The following is a 20261-nucleotide window of genomic DNA, read 5'->3' as shown; positions in this document are numbered from 1 at the left end:
CATACCCTAATCTCGAGGTCATACTCCGATAGCAGAAATGCACTTCGGTTTAATCACTCGAGAATCCCACTGATGCCGTAAGACTATCAGCTTGCTCCTTTAGGGGTGGGAGTGTCAAACCCTCATTGTTATTAATAGATCTTCATCTGGTGTGACAAAGACCGTTTGCTGGTTGTCATAAATAACATAGCCTGGTTTTGATCCATTTGGTTTTTTCACGTTTCGAATTTTTGTGTAATCAACAGGTACAGAACTTGAATGCTTTGCTTTACTAAAATATGCTGCGAGATTAGCTGCTTCTAAAATCGTTTGATCGGAAGGTTGATCATGTCGTATAACAACATGTGAACCTGGTATATCTTTTGTATGTAGCCATACTTCTTCCTTTCTTGCGACTTTACTCGTTAAATAATCATTCTGCTTATTGTTTTTCCCCACAAGTATTTCTGTCCCGTCACTTGCTTTATAACGTTCAATTTGGGGCTTGTCTAGTTTATTTTTCTTTTGGCCCTTGTGCTTTTTAGATCTAATATATCTTCCTTCAACAAGCTCTTCACGGATTTCTTCGATATCGCTAGCAGTTGCAGATTGAATTTGTTGCTTAAGTGAATCGAAATATATCACTTCTTCCTCAGCATGGCTAATTTGTTCATGAATGAAGGCTATGGATTTTTTTGCTTTTTGATACTTAGTGTAGTAGCTTTGGGCATTATCTGCAGGTGTTTTTCTTGGATCTAAAGGTATTGTTATAGTAGTTCCGTTTTCGTCGTAATAGTTCACTACGTCAACTTCACTATCACCTTGGTTAACCATAAATATATTCGCTGTCAACAACTCACCGAGTAGTTTATATTGATCAGCATTTTTGGCTTTATTTAATGAGTTAGTTAATTTTTTTATCTTTTTTTCGTTTTTCTTTCTTTCATTATCAATAAAACGTTCTAGGTCTACTGCTCTTTGCTTTACCCTCTCTCGGTCCGCCTTGCCATAGTAGTATCGATCGAGCAACGTGCTGAGTGATGAAAAAGTTTTAACTTCTCCCTTTATATGGTCTAAAGGGAATATATAAAAACTCTCTTTCAAATCATCCCTTGTTATTTGAGGAGAAATATCCATATTTTTCACTTTTTGTATGAGAGTCAAAAACGCTTTAGGTAATGAATTTCTGTTTGCAATTCCAGCTTGTGACATGACTTCTTTGGCGAACATGGGAGAAACCCCAGCAAACGTATTAACTAGTTGTTGATCAAGTTTACCAGTGTTAAAATCGAGTTTTTTCAATATACGATCTTCAGTTACTGAAAAAGGATTTTCCTTATCTTGTGATGGCGGTGCAACATACTCAAACCCAGGTAAGATTGTTCTGTGACGATTTAAGGCTGGTGTTATATGTTTAATGGAATCAAGAATCACCTGCTCATCTTTGTCAACTAGAATAATGTTACTATGCCTTCCCATTAATTCAATAATTAATTGTTTATGAGAAACATCACCTATTTCATCCTTCCCTTTTAACTCAATAATCATAATTCTATCAAGTCCAACCTGTTGAATGCTTTGGATTATACTACCCTCTATATGCTTTCTTAGCAACATACAAAACATCGGTGGCTCAGGTGGGTTGCTGTATTGCTCTTCTGTCAAATGTATTCTCGCGTATGTGGGATGAGCAGAAATTAGTAATTTTTGATTTTTTCCTTGCGAACGAATTTGTAGTATTAATTCATTTTGAAAAGGTTGATAAATACGGCTAATACGGCCATTTAATAATAATTGTTCTAATTCGTTAGTTATCGCATATGTAAACAGACCATCAAAGGACATTGTCATTCACCCAATTCTATTTCTAATTTTGTTTTGCGTAATTTCTATTAAAACAAACCCTGTCCATCATTTGAATACTCATTAACATGAAAAGTATAGCATTTTTTTGGACAAGTGCGAATAAGCTGTCCTTAGAGATAATTGAAATAACCGTATAGTATAAGGGGTGAAGGTTGGGTGAACTGGCATGAAATGCGCTTAGAAGAAGTGGAAAAAGTGATGAATTCCAACTCTGAAACAGGCTTAACAGAGCAAGAAGTAAACCAACGGCAACAAAAAAGTGGTTTGAATGAATTGGATGAAGCCGAGCAACCTTCTGCTTTTTTATTGTTTTTAGCACAATTTAAAGATTTTATGGTTTTAATACTTTTGATTGCAACTTTTATTTCTGGATTGTTAGGTGAGTATATTGATGCCATTGCAATCATTGCTATTGTCTTAATTAATGGGTTTCTTGGTTTTTATCAAGAAAGAAGAGCAGAGAGGTCAATGCAGGCTCTGAAAGAATTAGCAGCCCCTCAAGTACATGTGTTACGAAATAAACAATGGTTTCGTATTCCATCTAAGGAACTTGTGTCAGGGGATATAATTCAATTTGTTAGTGGAGATCGGATTGGTGCCGATGTTAGGCTATTACAATCTAACAGTCTAGAGGTAGAGGAATCTGCTCTAACTGGAGAATCTGTACCAGTTATGAAGGATATAAATCCAATTTTGGGTTCAAAAACTGCATTAGGTGACAAAAGCAACATGGCATTTATGGGAACGATGGTAACAAGGGGCAGTGGAACCGGGATTGTAATTGGTACTGGAATGAAAACAGAAATGGGGAAGATTGCCGATTTACTCCAGTCACAACAAACGCTTGAAACACCATTGCAACGCCGCCTTGAACAATTGGGAAAAATCTTAATTGGTGTTGCATTAATATTAACTTTTCTTGTTGTAATTGTTGGGGTGCTTCAAGGGCACGATCTATACAGTATGTTTTTGGCTGGGGTATCCTTGGCAGTAGCTGCTATACCAGAAGGACTACCTGCTATAGTAACTGTAGCATTATCTCTTGGGGTTCAAAGGATGATAAAGCAAAAGTCAATCGTACGTAAACTACCTGCAATTGAAACATTAGGTTGTGCATCAGTCATTTGCTCAGACAAAACGGGAACATTAACACAAAATAAAATGACAGTTACCCATATGTGGACAGGTGGGGAAACCTGGAATGTAACAGGAACTGGATATGAGCCAAAGGGTAGTTTCTTTGATGGGCGTACAGAGGTAGACCCAACAACTAGCAAATCATTTTATCAACTACTCACATTCGGATTATTATGTAATCATGCTCGAATTGTTGAGAAGGATAATCAATTTATTGTTGATGGTGATCCAACTGAAGGTGCTTTAGCTGTAGCTGCTATGAAAGGGAAACTTTCAAAACACCAACTACAAGAAGAGTTTAAGATAATTAAAGAATTCCCGTTTGATTCTTCTCGGAAAATGATGTCTATTATTGCTAGTGATAAACAAGGAAAACAATATGTAATTACAAAAGGTGCTCCTGACGTCCTGTTAAAACAATGTGATTCAATTTTGTGGAATGATAAAAAACAGCTACTAAATAACAATTATCGTAATGAAGTGGAAAAGTCGATAGCACGCTTAGCCAATCAAGCTTTAAGAACAATTGCGATAGCTTACAAACCAATCTCTTCAAATAAAAAAATAAGCACGGACACTGAAGCAGAAAAAGACTTAGTTTTCATAGGGTTACAAGGGATGATTGACCCACCTCGTCCAGAAGTGAAGCAGGCTGTGAAGGAATGTCATGAAGCAGGGATAAAAACAATTATGATTACAGGGGATCATGTAAATACTGCACAAGCGATCGCAAAGCAGATTGATATTTTACCTGAACATGGTGTAGTCCTTGATGGCTCATCATTATCATCTATGAGTGTTGAGGAATTAGAGGAAATTGTTGATGATGTCTATGTTTTTGCTCGTGTTTCTCCTGAGCATAAGCTGAAGATAGTTAAAGCGTTACAACAACAAGGTCACATTGTAGCTATGACGGGTGATGGAGTAAATGATGCACCGGCAATTAAAGCAGCAGATATTGGAATATCGATGGGTATTACGGGTACAGATGTGGCTAAGGAATCCTCCTCTTTAGTTCTCGTTGATGATAACTTTGCAACAATTAAAGCAGCGATAAAAGAAGGAAGAAATATTTATGAAAATATTAGGAAGTTTATCCGTTATCTACTTGCTTCCAATGTAGGGGAAATTTTAGTTATGCTTTTTGCTATGATTTTAGCCCTTCCACTACCGTTAGTTCCTATACAAATTTTATGGGTTAATTTAGTAACCGACGGCTTACCAGCTATGGCGCTCGGATTAGATCAGCCGGAAGAAAATGTGATGAAACGAAGACCTAGAAGTGCTACTGAAGGTGTCTTTGCAAGAGGTTTAGCATGGAAGGTGATTAGTAGAGGCTTTTTAATTGGGATAGTTACTTTAATAGCATTTATTATCACATATTCGCGTAATCCAAATGAATTACAATATGCACAATCAATTGCTTTTGCAACGTTAGTCATGGCACAATTAATTCATGTATTTGATTGTCGTTCTGAACGATCAATATTTGAACGGAAGCCATTTGAAAACATTTATCTAGTGTTAGCAGTAATATCTTCAGTTTTACTATTAATGGTTGTTATTTATTTACCATCGCTACAAGTTATATTTCACACTTCCTCAATCATGTTAATAGATTGGTTGCTGATTTTAGGATTATCTGCAATTCCAACTTTTTTACTTGCTACTACACATTTTTCAAGAAAATAATTTAATTATATGATATAATACAATTGGTAATGGAGTGTACTCTATTACCTTTTTATCTTAATGCGTGAATCTATATGTGTAAAATAGTGGAATAGAGGCTAGCTCTACCATTAAACTTTACTTAGACAAGTTCTCTTGAAATGGGTGTGTGTTTATATGGTATACAGTATGACTGGCTTTGGAAGAGCGACAGTTGAGTTGGAGCAATATTCTGTAACTGTTGAAATGAAATCAGTAAATCATCGGTTTAGTGATGTTAGCATTAAAGGACCAAAATACATTTATGCATTAGAAAAAAAAATAAAAAAATTAATTTCTACATATGTAAAACGTGGTCGTATAGAAGTATTTATTACTATAGAAGGTGATGAATTAGTAGAGCGGTCGCTTCAAGTTGACTGGCATCTTCTAGATCAATATTACGAAACGATTAAAACTGCAGTAGATAAATATAAGCTTCCAGAGCAAATAACGATAAAGCAATTATTTTCACTACATGATGTCGTCATGATTAAAGAAAAAGACAGTGGAAATGAACAAATTGAACACACAGTACTTGAAGCGATTGAGGATGCTGTAGTACAGTTGAAAAGAACACGTTATTCTGAAGGACAGCAACTGTTAATTGATATTTCAACTCAATTAGAAAATATGCAAAATAGTGTGAATGTCGTTTCAAAAAGATCAGAAATTGTGTATGATTTATACCGAGAAAAAATAACGAAACGTATTTCTGAATTTTTATCAGGTACAGTCGATGAACAGCGACTACTAACTGAAGTTGCTATTTTCGCCGATAAAGCGGATATTAATGAAGAATTAACACGAATTAATAGCCATATTAGCCACTTTTTCGACACGATGCAACATAAGCAAGAAATTGGCAGGAAACTAGATTTTTTCGTGCAAGAATTAAATCGAGAGATAAATACAATTGGCTCGAAAGCAAATGACGTATTAATTGCTCAGCATGTTGTTGAAATGAAAAGCTTTCTGGAAAAAATTAAGGAGCAAGTACAAAACATTGAATAAGTTTCAGTGGTTACAGCAGAGCTATGACGGCTAAACTAATTAAGTAACATATAGGAGGAACCGTTATGTCTATAAAATTAATTAATATAGGTTTCGGTAACATCGTTTCAGCAAATCGTATCATATCTATTGTCAGCCCTGAATCTGCTCCTATAAAAAGGATTATTCAAGAAGCTCGTGATCGTGGAAAGCTTATTGATGCAACTTACGGTAGAAGAACGAGAGCTGTCCTTGTTATGGATAGTGAACATGTTATTCTTTCTGCCGTGCAGCCTGAGACAGTGGCACAACGTTTAATAAACAAGGATGATTTATCTGATGAAGGGTAGGTTCAAAAATAAGTTATGAAAGAAAGAGGTTTATTAATAGTACTTTCGGGACCTTCTGGTGTTGGAAAAGGTACAGTACGTAAGGCATTATTTTCACAATCTGATATAAAGTTACATTATTCAATTTCAATGACTACCCGTAAGCCGCGTGAAGGGGAAGTCGATGGGGTGGATTACTTTTTTAAATCAAGAGAAGAGTTTGAATCGTTAATAGCACAATCTAAACTGCTCGAATGGGCAGAGTTTGTAGGGAATTACTATGGAACCCCTGTAGATTATGTTGAAAAGACTCTTCAAGAAGGTAAGGATGTCTTCTTAGAAATTGAAGTTCAAGGTGCTATGCAGGTTCGTAAAGCATTTCCTGAGGGCTTGTTTATTTTCCTTATGCCTCCGAGTTTAACTGAATTAGAAAATAGAATTACTACTCGAGGCACTGAATCAAATGAGGTAATTAATAATCGAATGAACGCTGCTAGGCAAGAAATTGAAATGATGAACGCTTACGACTACGTTGTAGAAAACGATGAGGTTGAACTAGCGTGTGAACGCATAAAAGCAATCGTTACGGCAGAACATTGTCGCAGAGATAGAATTGCTAACCGATATAGAAAAATGCTGGAGGTTGAATAAAAAAATGTTATATCCATCTATTGATTCTTTAATGGGGAAGTTACATTCAAAATATACCCTTGTAACTGTTGCGTCAAAGAGGGCTCGTGATATGCAAGAAAATAATAATGCAATGCTTGAAAAGACGGTATCAGAGAAATATGTAGGTAAGGCGTTAGAAGAAATAAATGAAGGTATTCTAACATATAAGAATAAATAAGAAATTTCAAATAGATCAATGACAACCTATATTCTTAGGTTGTTTTTTTATCAACAATAGTTTTTCATACATTGTTTCTTTTTATGTTAGCTTTATCGCTTTAAGAACTTAACATGAATATAGCTAATGTTCGTGGCATCTTTTCATCGGTACAACGATGACTAGCATATAAAATCACTTTTTATGATGCTTATTTGGTAACAATAGCAAAAAGTTTATGAAAAGGGCCTTTTTAAATTGCTGTTTTCAACATTGATTGTTTTTTCGTATTAAGAGCTTAATACTTATATAGATAGCATTCGTGGCATCTTTTATTCAATACAACGATGACCTACACATAAACCACTTTTTAGTATGCCAATTAGGTAATATTAGTACAAAGTATATGAAAAGAGCCTTATTAAATACAGAAATAGTAATTTCATTCCAAGGTGGCGAGAATTATGTTGTTAAATAAAAATATATTGTTATGTGTGAGTGGAGGCATTGCTGTGTATAAAGCAGCTGCTTTAGCTAGTAAGCTGACTCAAGCTGAGGCAAATGTAAAAGTTATAATGACAGAATCTGCTTGCAAATTTGTAACACCATTGACATTTCAGGCACTTACTAGAAATGATGTATATATTGACACTTTTGATGAAAAAAACCCGTCTAAGATTGCTCATATCGATGTAGCTGATTGGGCTGATATCGTCTTAATTGCTCCCGCTACGGCAAATGTTATCGGCAAACTTGCGAATGGGATAGCTGATGATATGTTAACAACTACGTTATTAGCAACCACTGCTCCTGTGTGGGTTGCTCCAGCTATGAATGTCCATATGTATGATCATCCTGCTGTAACACAAAATATTAGCAAATTAGCAAGCTTTGGATATGAATTTATTGAGCCTAGTGAAGGATATTTAGCGTGTGGATACGTTGGCAAAGGAAGGTTAGAAGAACCTGAAAATATTGTTAAACTATTAACTGAACATTTTTCTAACAGTAAAAAGCCTTTAAAAGGGAAAAAAATGCTTGTGACAGCTGGACCAACACGTGAAAGAATTGACCCGGTACGTTATTTCACAAATTATTCTTCTGGAAAAATGGGTTATGCAATTGCTGAAGAAGCAGCTCATTTAGGTGCAGACGTCGTTTTAATATCTGGACCTACAAATATTGATCCACCGTTAAATGTTGAAACAATAAAAGTAGAATCTGCTAAAGATATGTTGAATGAGATACTGAAATTATATGATCAAAGTGATATTGTCGTTAAATGTGCAGCTGTAGCAGATTATCGTCCAAAGAATGTGCAGAAGCAGAAAATAAAAAAACAACCTGATGATTACATTGTTGAAATGGAACGTACAACAGATATTTTAAAAACACTAGGTGAAAGAAAAGAGCATCAACTTCTAATCGGTTTTGCAGCTGAAACCGATCGTGTTGAAGAGTATGCCCTAGCCAAGATGAAGAAAAAAAATCTAGATATGATCGTAGCGAATAATGTTGATGATCACGGTGCTGGTTTTGGTGTAGATACGAATATCGTCACAATTTATAAACAAGATCATACGAAAATAGCGCTCCCTTTACTAACTAAAAAAGAGGTTGCCAAATCTTTATTATTAGAAATAAGAAAAATGGTTGATGTTCATATATGAAAATAGCAAGCGTAATTGTTGATGTTCCAGCACATCAAACTGACAAAACATTTGATTATGAAATTCCTGCCAATTGGACGGTAATTATTCAAGCAGGGATGAGAGTGATTGTTCCGTTCGGCTCAAGGAAGGTACAAGGTTTCGTAGTAGAAATAAAAAACCACTCAGACTTTGATAAATTAAAACCTATTCATACAATATTAGACGTTACGCCAGTGTTGAATAATGAGTTACTTAATTTGGGATCTTGGTTATCGAATTATGCACTTTGTTATACTATTTCAGCTTATCAAGCAATGCTCCCAGCAGCGTTGAGGGCAAAATATGACAAGGAAATAAAGTTGAGCCCGTCAGCAAGTTTAGAAAACTTACCAAAGCAACTACAACAATTGTTTAGCAGCAAACAGACAGTGCTTTGGAAAGAACTTGAACAGTCAGATATGTTGTATGATATTCAAAATGAAGTGCGGCAAGGCAATTTAGAAGTGATTTATCAAGTCAAAGATCGTGGCAAAATGAAAAAAAACAAAGTAATTAGCTTAGGAATCCCTATTGATGAAATTGATCACATTGTAGAGAGCTTGCCAAAGCGAGCTGGTAAGCAAAAGGAAATACTCAGCTATTTTCGTGAACATTCTTCTGAGATCTCTAAAAAGGAACTAGCTCAAATGTTTGGGAACACTTCTGCTATTAAATCATTATTGGATAAAAACTTTTTAATTGAACGTGAAAAAGAAGTGTATCGAAATCCATTTGAAGGTCGCATATTTGAAAGAACTCATCCATTGCCATTAACAAATGAACAACAGGAAGTCATTTCACCAATATTAAGTGAAATTGAAAAAGAAATTCATAGAGTTTTTTTAATGTACGGTGTAACGGGTAGTGGAAAAACTGAAGTATATTTGCAATCAATTGATGCAGTTTTAAAAAAAGGCAAAGAAGCAATCGTATTAGTTCCTGAAATATCATTAACCCCTCAAATGGTCAAAAGGTTTAAAGGAAGATTCGGATCCAAAGTTGCTGTTATGCACAGTGGTTTAAGTACAGGTGAAAAGTACGATGAATGGAGAAAAATACAACGGAATGAAGTGAGTGTTGTAGTTGGAGCAAGATCTGCGATCTTTGCGCCATTTGAAAATGTAGGAATAATCATTATTGATGAGGAACATGAAACGAGTTATAAACAAGAGGAAAACCCTAGATATCATGCACGAGATGTTGCAATTTATCGAGGTGAGTATCATAATTGTCCAGTTGTGCTTGGCAGTGCAACACCGACGTTAGAATCATTTGCTAGAGCAAAAAAAGATGTGTATAAACTATTAACACTGTCCAAACGTATGAACGAACAGCCATTGCCAACAGTAGATATCGTTGACATGCGAGAAGAGCTTAGGAGTGGGAATCGATCAATGTTTTCTACCCTATTATTTGAGAGATTAATGAATCGGATTGAAAAGGGAGAACAAGCTGTGTTATTGCTAAATAAACGTGGCTATTCTTCTTTTGTCATGTGCCGAGATTGTGGTTTTGTCATCCAATGCCCACATTGTGATATATCTCTCACGTACCATAGAACTGAACATCAGCTGAAATGTCATTATTGTGGATACGAACAACAAGCTGTTAATGAATGTCCCGAATGTCAAAGTGACCATATACGTTTTTTTGGAACGGGTACACAAAAAGTCGAGGAAGAATTAACTAAAGTAATTCCGAATGCACGAGTAATTAGAATGGATGTTGATACAACGAGTCGTAAAGGTGCACATGAGCGTTTATTAAATGATTTTGGTGAAGGGAAAGCAGATATTTTGTTAGGTACGCAAATGATAGCTAAAGGGCTAGATTTCCCAAATGTTACATTGGTTGGAGTACTAACAGCAGATACAATACTTCATATTCCAGATTTCCGCTCATCTGAAAAGACTTTTCAATTATTAACCCAAGTAAGTGGTAGAGCAGGACGCCATGAATTACCAGGTGAAGTTGTTATTCAAACATACACACCTGAGCATTATAGTATTCAATTAGCAAGTGAACATAATTATGATATATTTTATCAAAAGGAAATGGTTCTTAGAAAGCTTCATCAATATCCACCATTCTATTATCTTGCTTTAATTACAGTTTCGCATGCACAGTTATTAAAAGTCGTAGATATAACTGAAAAAATTACTGCATATTTAAGACAACAATTAAGTGACAGAACAATCATATATGGTCCTGTAGCATCACCAGTCGCTCGAGTAAATAATAGATATCGATACCAATGCATGGTAAAATACAAAAATGAACCTAAACTAAGATTAGCTCTAAAGAAAATAGTAGATAAATACCAAGCAGAAATACTTAGAAACAATTTATCTGTTGCTATTGATTTAAATCCACACATACTCATGTGATTAAATACAGAAGAAATGGAAAGTTAACGTATGGACAAGTAAAGTAAGAACGTATAATGAATGGTAATAGGTAAGGTTTACGGACTTATTCATTCTATAGAAGGGCAGGATGAGAATGACAAGAGTAGTATTTATGGGAACCCCAGATTTTTCTGTTCCCGTCTTACAACAATTAATAAATGATGGATACGATGTAATAACAGCTGTAACTCAACCCGATCGTCCGAAAGGAAGAAAGAGGGTTTTGACCCCACCCCCTGTGAAGGTGGAAGCTGAAAAGCATGGCATACCCATTTTACAACCAGAAAGGCTTAGTTCAAAAGATGAGTATGAAAAGGTGCTCAGTTTACAACCAGATTTAATTGTTACGGCAGCTTTCGGTCAACTTTTACCGATAGAAATATTAGAAGCTCCTAAGTTTGGCTGTATTAATGTTCATGCTTCACTACTTCCTGAGCTTAGGGGTGGTGCGCCAATCCATTATGCAATTATGGAAGGGAAGAAGAAATCTGGGATTACGATCATGTATATGGAAAAGAAGCTTGATGCTGGAGACATTATTACTCAAGTAGAGGTTCCAATAGCAGAAACTGATCATGTTGGTACATTACATGATAAGTTAAGTGTTGCTGGTGCGAAGCTATTATCAGAAACAGTTCCATTGTTACTAAACAATAAGATTACCGCAAGAAAACAAAATGAAGACGAAGTTACTTTTGCTTATAATATTAAACGTGAACAAGAAAAAATAGATTGGTCTAGACCTGGATATGAAATTTATAATCAAATCCGTGGCCTTCACCCATGGCCTGTAGCATATACAATGCTAGATGGACAGGTAATGAAAGTTTGGTGGGGAGAAAAATTGAGTACACATAACGATCACGTAGCTGGAACAATCACCGCTATTGAGCAGGATGGTTTCATCGTATCAACTGGTGATGACATAAGCATAAAAATTACTGAGCTACAGCCAGCAGGCAAGAAGCGCATGACTGCTGAAGAATATTTACGTGGTATGGGTTCTTCATTGCAAGTTGGTGTACAATTAGGAGAAGGACATGAAAAAAAGTAATGTAAGAAATGTTGCACTTGATATACTACTTTCTATAGAAAAAAATCAATCGTATAGCAATATTTTGTTAAATCGTATGATAGAAAAAAATCATCTAAATAGCAAAGACATTGGTCTCCTTACAGAGATAGTTTACGGGACGATTCAACGAAAAATGACGCTTGATTATTTTTTACGTCCGTTTACACAATCTAAACGTAAGATAGAAAAATGGGTTTACATCCTTTTAAGAATGTCTGCTTATCAAATGGTATACCTTGACCGTGTTCCTGACCGCGCGATCATTTTTGAAGCAGTAGAAATTGCTAAGCAACGGGGGCATAAAGGTATATCTTCAATGGTAAATGGGGTTTTAAGAGCCTTGCAACGGGAAGGAATTCCTTCCTTGGCAGAAATTACTGATCCTAATGAGCGTCTAGCTATTGAAACGAGTCACCCTAAATGGCTCATCAAACGTTGGGTAGACCAATTAGGTTATGAAGCTACTAAACAAATGTGTGAAGTAAATTTAATGCCTCCAGTTCAAACTGTTAGAGTGAATACGAATAAGTTAACGAAAGACGAGTTGTTAGCCCATCTAAATGAAGAAGGATATAATGTTGTACAAGGTGATCTGTCAGACGAGGCAATAAAAAGTATGAAAGGAAATCTTGCAAAAACAACAGCCTTCCAAGAAGGTTTGTTTACGGTCCAAGATGAAAGCTCTATGCTTGTAGCTAAATCTTTAAATGTAAAGGAGCATAACACTATTCTTGATGCGTGTAGTGCACCAGGGGGGAAGGCTACACATATAGCAGAACTATTAAAAAATACTGGACGAGTTGTATCGATTGATCTTCATAAGCATAAGGTGAAGCTTGTTCAAGAGCAGGTAGATAGGTTAGAGCTGTCAAATGTTGAAACAAATGTGCTAGATAGCAGAGAAGTTCAGCAATATTATGCACAAGAAAGCTTTGATAGAATTCTTGTTGATGCACCTTGTTCCGGGCTAGGAGTTGTTAGAAGAAAACCGGACATCAAGTACGCTAAAACAGAGGAAGATGTATTGAAGTTAGCTGAAATCCAAATGAGTATTTTAAAAGCTGTAGCACCTTTATTAAAAAAAGATGGGATATTGGTATATAGTACATGTACGATAGATAAAGCTGAAAATAGCGATGTCATCGATAAATTCTTACTAGAACATGAAGAATATGAACAGGATTTAACAATTAGTGAGAGACTCCCAGAAAATGTACGTCCATATGTTCAAAATGGACAACTACAGCTATTGCCTCATTATTTTAAAACAGATGGTTTTTATATAGCATGTTTAAGAAAGCGGGTGTAATGTAAATGGAAGATACAACAAAAACAGAACAAAAGAACAATACAACTAATGATGTGATTAAACCTTCTGTTTACTCGTTGAAATTAGAAGAATTACAAAGCTGGCTCAAGTCGAATGGTGAAAAGTCTTATAGAGCTAAACAGATTTTTGAATGGCTTTATGTAAAAAGGGTTGATTCATTCGATGATATGACCAACTTATCAAAAAGTTTGAGAGAATTATTGGTGCAACATTTTTCGATCACTACTCTAAAAACGATTATTCAACAAACATCATCGGATGGGACGATGAAGTTTTTATTTGAATTGTATGATGGTTACTCAATAGAAACCGTGTTAATGACACATAATTATGGAAATTCTGTTTGTGTAACTACACAGGTTGGATGTCGAATAGGTTGCACATTTTGTGCATCAACTTTAGGTGGTCTAAAACGGAATCTTACTGCTGGAGAAATCGTTGCACAAGTTGTAACAGTTCAAAAGGCGTTAGATGAATTAAATGAACGTGTTAGTCATGTTGTGATAATGGGCATTGGTGAACCATTTGATAATTATGATCAAATGCTATCCTTTCTAAAAATCATCAATGATGATGCAGGTTTAAACATAGGTGCGAGACACATTACGGTTTCAACGAGTGGTATTATCCCTAAAATTTATCAATTTGCTGATGAGAACATGCAAATTAATTTTGCTATATCATTACATGCACCAAATTCAGATATAAGAAGTAATTTAATGCCCATTAATAGGGCTTATAAATTGCCAGAATTAATGGATGCGGTACGTTATTATATTGACAAAACGGGAAGGCGCGTGTCATTTGAATATGGTTTGTTTGGTGGGGTCAATGATCAAGTTGAACACGCAGAAGAGTTGGCCAAGCTGATAAAAGGAATTAACTGTCATGTGAACTTAATTCCAGTTAACTATGTACCAGAACGCGATTATGTACGCACACCGAAAAACCAAATATTTACTTTTGAGAAAACGTTGAAGAAACGTGGAATCAATGTAACGATCAGACGTGAACATGGACATGATATCGATGCAGCCTGTGGTCAATTACGTGCAAAGGAACGTAAAGAGGAGACGAGGTGAACGTTGTGAATTCAGTATTTCTCACAGACAAGGGGAAAGTTCGTCCTCATAACGAGGATAATGGTGGGATATTCAAAAATCAACAAGGAGATCTTCTTGTAATCGTAGCAGACGGTATGGGAGGTCACAGAGCAGGTGATGTTGCTAGTGAAATGACGAGTAATCATTTACGAGATTTTTGGGAGAACAATGAACGTATCAACACACCAGAAGAAGCTGAGAAGTGGATGATGGAGCATGTGGTGAAAGTGAACGAAGCTCTGTTTAAACATGCTCATGACAATCCCCACTGTAATGGAATGGGTACAACTTTAGTCGTAGCTTTATGCACATCTAGCTTTACAACAGTCGGGCATATTGGTGATAGTCGTTGTTACCTTCTAAACGATACGGGCTTTTCTCAGCTAACAGAAGACCATTCTTTAGTTAACGAATTGGTTCGTTCAGGTCAAATTACCAAAGAAGACGCAGAACATCATCCAAGAAAGAATGTGTTACTTAGAGCATTAGGAACTGAGGAGGATATCCAACTCGACATAAAGACCATTATTTTAGAAGAGGATGATATACTCCTATTATGCTCCGATGGACTATCTAATAAAATATCAGAAGATGAATTTATTTCGACATTACAGTCTGACATTTCGTTAAGTGAGAAAGCTCATGCATTCATCGATCTTGCTAATGAGCATGGGGGCGAGGACAATATAACGCTTTCGATCATCGAATATACATCGGATTACGAGAGCAGGTGATCTAAAATGTTAATTGGAAAACGTCTAAATGATAGGTATGATATTGTCGAGGTTGTCGGTGGAGGAGGAATGGCTAACGTTTACCTTGCGAAAGATATGATTCTTGACAGGGAGGTTGCCATCAAAGTTTTGCGCTTAGATTTTTCTCATGATGAGGAGTTCATCAGACGCTTTCGGCGTGAAGCTCAAGCTGCAACGAGCTTAGCTCACCCTAACATAGTGACGATTTATGATGTGGGAGAAGAGGATAATATTTATTACATTGTTATGGAGTATGTACGCGGGAAAACATTGAAGCAATATATTCAAGCATACGCTCCGTTGTCAGTGCAGGAAACTTTAAATATCATGGAACAATTGACATCAGCAATTTCTCATGCTCACCAAAACCAAATCGTTCACCGAGACATTAAACCACAAAATATATTAGTTAACAATAACGGAACAGTGAAAATTACCGACTTCGGTATTGCAATGGCATTAAGCTCAACTACTATTACACATACTAATTCTGTATTAGGTTCTGTTCATTATTTATCTCCTGAACAAGCGCGTGGTGGTTTGGCGAATAATAAATCTGATATCTATTCATTAGGTATTGTCATGTTTGAATTACTGACAGGAGAAATACCATTTTCTGGCGAGTCTGTAGTTTCTATCGCACTAAAACATTTACAATCAGAAACACCATCACCAAAAAGATGGAATCCGGACATCCCTCAAAGTGTAGAAAACATTATCTTAAAATCTACTGCAAAAGATACATTGCATAGGTATGATTCTGTAGACGACATGGAAGCTGATATAAAGTCGGCTCTTGATCCAGAGAAAATGACAGAAGAAAGATTTACACTTCCTGTTGAGGATGATGAGGTGACGAAAGCGATTCCGGTGTTAACTAACGAGCAGTTGTTAGCTAATGAAAAAACAACCATACATGAGCCACAACAGCCATCATCAGAGGAAACAACGAAACAACTTAAACAAAGTAAGCGAAAAAGGCTTCCGGTGATTATTACTACGACGTTTTTTATGTTAGTCATTGCGGCGGTCTTAGCTGTGACCCTTATTCCTTCTTTATTAACACCAGATGATGTTGCAGTACCAGACGTTAAAAATATGGAGTATGATGAAGCTGTAAAAAAGCTTGAAGCATTAGATCTTGTTATTACAAAAACAATAGATCAAACTAGTGATGAAGTCATTGAAAGCCTTGTTATTAAGACTGATCCTGAAGATGGTGCTATGGTAAAACCTGGTGCAGGAATAAATATTTATAGAAGCAGTGGTAAAGAAAAAATTGAGTTTGGTGATTATATCGGGGACGATTACGACAGAACGAAAGAACAATTGCAAGAAAAATATAATTTTACAGATGTTACTAAAAGGGAACAGTCAAGTGATGAATATGATGCTGGAATAATCATTGATCAATCCCCAGATCCGGATTCCCTTGTCATACCTGATGTGCAGGAAGTAATTTTTACTGTCAGTAAGGGACCCGAAAAAATAATATTGAAAGATTTGACTCTAAGATCACAAAAAGGAGTCATCGACTATGCTGAAGAGAATGGCTTAAATATTGATATACGAGATGGATTTGATGATGATGTCGCAAAAGGTTTGGTTTTTAAACAATCACCAGAAGAAGGTACAGAGTTAGATAAAGGTGCTGAAGTGATAGTTTATTTATCAAAGGGCAAAGAGGAAGAGCCGGAAGAGACTGTAAAGACGTATGAAAAAACTTTTACAATAACCTTTGAGCCTAAGTATGACGAAGATATTGTTAATGAAGTCGTTATTTATATTGACGATGCGGAAAGATATATAAATGAGGTATACGATACATTCCCTATACGTGAGAATGAGACTCGTGAAGAAACGATTGAGTTTAAAATAGAGAAGGGCAGCAAAGCAGAATATAAAATTGTACGTGATAATATAGTCCTTTATGAAGGAACAATTAAATACAAAGATATTCAAGACTAGATAGTAGGAGTGAGTCAATGCTAGAAGGTAAAATCATTAAAGCTTTGAGTGGATTTTATTACGTGTATAACAACGGACAAATGGTTCAATGTCGAGGTAGAGGTGTATTTCGTAAAAAAAATATTACACCACTAGTTGGTGATCAAGTTGTCTATCAAGCAGATAATGATCAAGAAGGATATATATTGGATATTAAGGAACGAAAAAATGAATTAAACCGTCCACCAATTGCTAATGTTGATCAGGCTATCTTAGTATTTTCTGCATTTGAGCCTGCTTTTAGCACAGCATTACTAGATCGTTTTTTAGTATTGATAGAGTCAAAGAATATTGAACCGCTTATTTGTATAAGCAAAATTGATTTAGCCAGTGAGACATTGATTCAAGAAATTCACCAATATGCTAATGATTATCGCCAAATTGGATATGAGGTAGTTTTGACATCGTCGCTTACAACGGAAGGTATTCAAAAGCTCACACCTTTCTTGAATAACCATATTTCTGTTTTTGCAGGCCAATCAGGTGTTGGGAAATCTTCATTACTCAATGCACTCAAACCAGAGTTAGATTTAAAGACAGACGATATTTCTTCACATCTGGGTAGAGGAAAACATACGACTCGACATGTAGAGTTATTATCCATCGGTACGGGGTTAGTCGCCGATACCCCAGGATTTAGTTCTTTGGACTTTACCGATATTGAAGCAAATGAGCTTTCTTATTGTTTCCCCGAGATGAGCGAGATAAGCCCGCGTTGTAAATTTCGGGGATGCACTCATGTATCGGAACCTAAGTGTGCTGTAAAAGATGCTGTAAAAACCGATACCATAGCTTCTTATCGATATGATCACTATATTCATTTTTTACAAGAAATTAATGATAGAAAGCCGAGGTATTAATGTATGATAAAGGTAGCACCTTCAGTATTAGCAGCAGATTTTTCACGATTAGCGGATGAAATAACAGATGTGGTGGAAGGAGGCGCTGATTATATTCATATTGATGTGATGGATGGTCATTTTGTCCCAAACATTACGATAGGCCCTTTAATTGTTGATGCAATTCGTCCAATTACAAATATACCACTAGATGTTCATCTTATGATCGAGAATCCAGATACATACATTCCGATGTTCGCGAAGGCAGGAGCTGATATTATTTCAGTTCACGTAGAAGCATGTCCTCACTTGCATAGGACAATTCACCTTATTAAAGAACACGGTGTGAAAGCTGGTGTAGTACTTAATCCATCAACTCCAGTTGAATCTATTCAACATATACTAGAGGATATTGATTTAGTATTACTAATGACAGTGAACCCAGGTTTCGGAGGTCAACAATTTATACATTCAGTTATTCCGAAAATAGAAGCAGTATCAAAGATGATACAAGATAAAGGGTTACAAGTCGAAATTGAGGTAGACGGTGGTGTTAATGTTGAGACAGCCCCGATATGTGTAGAAGCAGGAGCAAATGTCTTAGTGGCTGGATCTGCAGTGTATAATAAACAAAATCGTAAAGAGGCTATTGAGAGTATCCGAGGGATAAACTAAACTCGCTAAATGGTAGCTTGCATACGAACTTGAAAGGATATCTTTGGTGATATCCTTTTTTACGTAGGCTATTGATTTCTGTGTGTTATCCTAAAAACATAAACATTTTTTCATATCAATTTCGTGGTATCCTTTCTTCAATAATTCAATGGCAATCGAATACGGCTGTTAGCTACGCTAATTTTGTAACAATAGTAATAAGGATTAATAAGAGGGCTTTTACAAATATAACGTAATATAAAGATAGGTGATGATAGATATGATCATAAATATTGTAGGTGGAGGTCCTATTCGTTATGTTCCCTCTCTTCAACAGTATAACTGTGAAGATTGCTTATGGGTTGGTGCTGACAGAGGTGTTTTATATTTAATTCATTCAGATATTGTTCCTAGCCACGCATTTGGAGACTTTGATTCTATTACAGCAGATGAGATGAGGTATATTGAACAAAAGCTAAAACACGTTCATATATTTCCAGAAGAAAAAGATTTAACTGATATAGAAATTGCTCTTCAATGGGCTTTAGCACAACAACCAACAACAATTCAAATGTTTGGCTGTTCTGGAGGGAGATTAGATCATCTGTTAGGCAATATACAGCTTCTCGTGAATGGACTGACAAAAGATGTACAAATTCATTTAATTGATACCCAAAATAATGTGACGATGTATGAACCAGGTTCATACTATGTAAATAAACATGAAAGTTATCGTTACATATCTTTTCTTCCTTTTTCGAAAGAAGTAGAGCAACTATCATTATCTGGGTTTAAATATCCATTAGAAAATTGTCATATAACATTAGGATCGACATTATGTATTAGTAATGAACTAAATGATGATCGAGGTACTTTTTCATTTACTAGTGGCATATTATTGATGGTAAGAAGCACAGACTGATACCGCTAATGAGAGTGTTAATAGGTACTTTTTTTGCATTCTTGAATATACTTATAGAGGAAATTATACAGAAAAATTACAGGCTTATTGAATTGAAATGTCATGCGTGGACCATTGGTGAGGAGGGAAACAATGAAATTTTATACGATCAAATTACCGAGATTTTTAGGTGGAATTATTAGAGCAATGCTTGGGACATTTAAGAAAAAGGAATAGTAAAAAAAGCACCGATAGTCAGGTGCTTTTTTTACTGATGCAAACGGTTAATATACTTTATTAAACGCGTTCTACCTTACCAGATTTTAAAGCTCTAGCAGATACATATACACGTTTAGGTTTTCCGTCAACTAAAATACGTACTTTTTGAAGGTTCGCACCCCATTTGCGCTTTGTAGCGTTCATTGCATGGGAACGTGCATTACCTGAACGAGTCTTTCTACCAGTAACAACACATTTACGTGCCATGTCTATCTCCCTCCTAACTTCCATAAAGCTTTCAAAAAGACTTCAATATTTGCTATAAGAAATACTTATATAATTTACCACACATCAATTCATATTGCAACAGTTCAATAAGAAGCTTTCAAGAAAATCTACTTGACAGATACGTATTGGGGCAGATTATAATTAGCCG

18 protein-coding genes are annotated in these 20261 nt (G+C 35.8%); 16 read left to right on the top strand and 2 right to left on the bottom strand.

Features of this window, described 5'->3' with window-relative positions; all coding sequences use genetic code 11:
* Positions 1-114: 114 nt before the first annotated feature.
* Positions 115-1824: an Rqc2 family fibronectin-binding protein gene (locus ACSVDA_RS06340; protein WP_485881740.1), complete on the bottom strand. Its 1710-nt coding sequence runs from the start codon at positions 1822-1824 to the stop codon at positions 115-117.
* A gap of 177 nt (positions 1825-2001) precedes the next feature.
* Between ACSVDA_RS06340 and ACSVDA_RS06335 the strand changes: the two genes are divergently transcribed.
* From ACSVDA_RS06335 to spoVM, 16 genes are all read left to right on the top strand, one after another.
* Positions 2002-4674, top strand: a complete 2673-nt coding sequence (locus ACSVDA_RS06335; protein ID WP_485881739.1) for a calcium-translocating P-type ATPase, SERCA-type — start codon at positions 2002-2004, stop codon at positions 4672-4674.
* A 156-nt stretch (positions 4675-4830) separates the two neighbouring features.
* Positions 4831-5706 (top strand): YicC/YloC family endoribonuclease, encoded by an 876-nt coding sequence (locus ACSVDA_RS06330; protein WP_485881738.1) that lies wholly within the window; start codon positions 4831-4833, stop codon positions 5704-5706.
* Between the two features lie 65 nt (positions 5707-5771).
* Positions 5772-6035, top strand: a complete 264-nt coding sequence (remA, locus tag ACSVDA_RS06325; RefSeq protein WP_320208645.1) for an extracellular matrix/biofilm regulator RemA — start codon at positions 5772-5774, stop codon at positions 6033-6035.
* 15 nt (positions 6036-6050) lie between these two features.
* A complete protein-coding gene (gene gmk, locus ACSVDA_RS06320) occupies positions 6051-6665 on the top strand; it encodes a guanylate kinase (protein ID WP_214482633.1) in 615 nt (204 codons plus the stop codon).
* Between the two features lie 4 nt (positions 6666-6669).
* The gene (gene rpoZ, locus ACSVDA_RS06315) at positions 6670-6864 is read left to right on the top strand and encodes a DNA-directed RNA polymerase subunit omega (RefSeq protein WP_214482777.1); all 195 of its coding nucleotides are present in this window, start codon (positions 6670-6672) and stop codon (positions 6862-6864) included.
* A gap of 443 nt (positions 6865-7307) precedes the next feature.
* The gene (gene coaBC, locus ACSVDA_RS06310) at positions 7308-8513 is read left to right on the top strand and encodes a bifunctional phosphopantothenoylcysteine decarboxylase/phosphopantothenate--cysteine ligase CoaBC (RefSeq protein ID WP_485881736.1); all 1206 of its coding nucleotides are present in this window, start codon (positions 7308-7310) and stop codon (positions 8511-8513) included.
* Entirely contained in the window at positions 8510-10921 is a 2412-nt protein-coding gene (priA, locus tag ACSVDA_RS06305; protein ID WP_485881734.1) for a primosomal protein N', read from the top strand. The genes coaBC and priA overlap by 4 nt, the downstream gene beginning before the upstream one ends.
* A gap of 115 nt (positions 10922-11036) precedes the next feature.
* Positions 11037-11996: a methionyl-tRNA formyltransferase gene (gene fmt, locus ACSVDA_RS06300; RefSeq protein WP_485881732.1), complete on the top strand. Its 960-nt coding sequence runs from the start codon at positions 11037-11039 to the stop codon at positions 11994-11996.
* Complete coding sequence (gene rsmB, locus ACSVDA_RS06295) at positions 11983-13326, top strand: 16S rRNA (cytosine(967)-C(5))-methyltransferase RsmB (RefSeq protein WP_485881731.1); 1344 nt, start codon at positions 11983-11985, stop codon at positions 13324-13326. The genes fmt and rsmB overlap by 14 nt, the downstream gene beginning before the upstream one ends.
* Before the next feature lie 5 nt (positions 13327-13331).
* The gene (gene rlmN / locus ACSVDA_RS06290) at positions 13332-14429 is read left to right on the top strand and encodes a dual-specificity RNA methyltransferase RlmN (protein WP_485881729.1); all 1098 of its coding nucleotides are present in this window, start codon (positions 13332-13334) and stop codon (positions 14427-14429) included.
* A 5-nt stretch (positions 14430-14434) separates the two neighbouring features.
* Positions 14435-15184, top strand: coding sequence for a Stp1/IreP family PP2C-type Ser/Thr phosphatase (locus ACSVDA_RS06285; protein WP_485881749.1), 750 nt, complete (start codon positions 14435-14437; stop codon positions 15182-15184).
* Positions 15185-15190: 6 nt separating this feature from the next.
* Complete coding sequence (pknB, locus tag ACSVDA_RS06280) at positions 15191-17173, top strand: Stk1 family PASTA domain-containing Ser/Thr kinase (protein WP_485881728.1); 1983 nt, start codon at positions 15191-15193, stop codon at positions 17171-17173.
* Between the two features lie 17 nt (positions 17174-17190).
* The gene (gene rsgA / locus ACSVDA_RS06275) at positions 17191-18072 is read left to right on the top strand and encodes a ribosome small subunit-dependent GTPase A (protein ID WP_485881726.1); all 882 of its coding nucleotides are present in this window, start codon (positions 17191-17193) and stop codon (positions 18070-18072) included.
* Positions 18073-18075: 3 nt separating this feature from the next.
* Entirely contained in the window at positions 18076-18726 is a 651-nt protein-coding gene (gene rpe, locus ACSVDA_RS06270) for a ribulose-phosphate 3-epimerase (protein ID WP_485881724.1), read from the top strand.
* A 259-nt stretch (positions 18727-18985) separates the two neighbouring features.
* The gene (locus tag ACSVDA_RS06265; protein ID WP_485881748.1) at positions 18986-19627 is read left to right on the top strand and encodes a thiamine diphosphokinase; all 642 of its coding nucleotides are present in this window, start codon (positions 18986-18988) and stop codon (positions 19625-19627) included.
* Between the two features lie 132 nt (positions 19628-19759).
* Positions 19760-19843, top strand: coding sequence for a stage V sporulation protein SpoVM (spoVM, locus tag ACSVDA_RS06260; RefSeq protein ID WP_214482780.1), 84 nt, complete (start codon positions 19760-19762; stop codon positions 19841-19843).
* A gap of 60 nt (positions 19844-19903) precedes the next feature.
* On the opposite strand, the gene rpmB is transcribed toward spoVM, so the two are convergent.
* Entirely contained in the window at positions 19904-20092 is a 189-nt protein-coding gene (gene rpmB / locus ACSVDA_RS06255) for a 50S ribosomal protein L28 (protein WP_214482642.1), read from the bottom strand.
* Positions 20093-20261: the final 169 nt, after the last annotated feature.

The organism is Cytobacillus sp. Hm23 (genome assembly GCF_051842895.1).
In the GTDB taxonomy this organism is placed as follows: domain Bacteria; phylum Bacillota; class Bacilli; order Bacillales; family SM2101; genus Nanhaiella.
The sequence above is the reverse complement of the archived record's forward strand: the minus strand, read 5'-3'. Positions and strand labels throughout refer to the sequence as shown.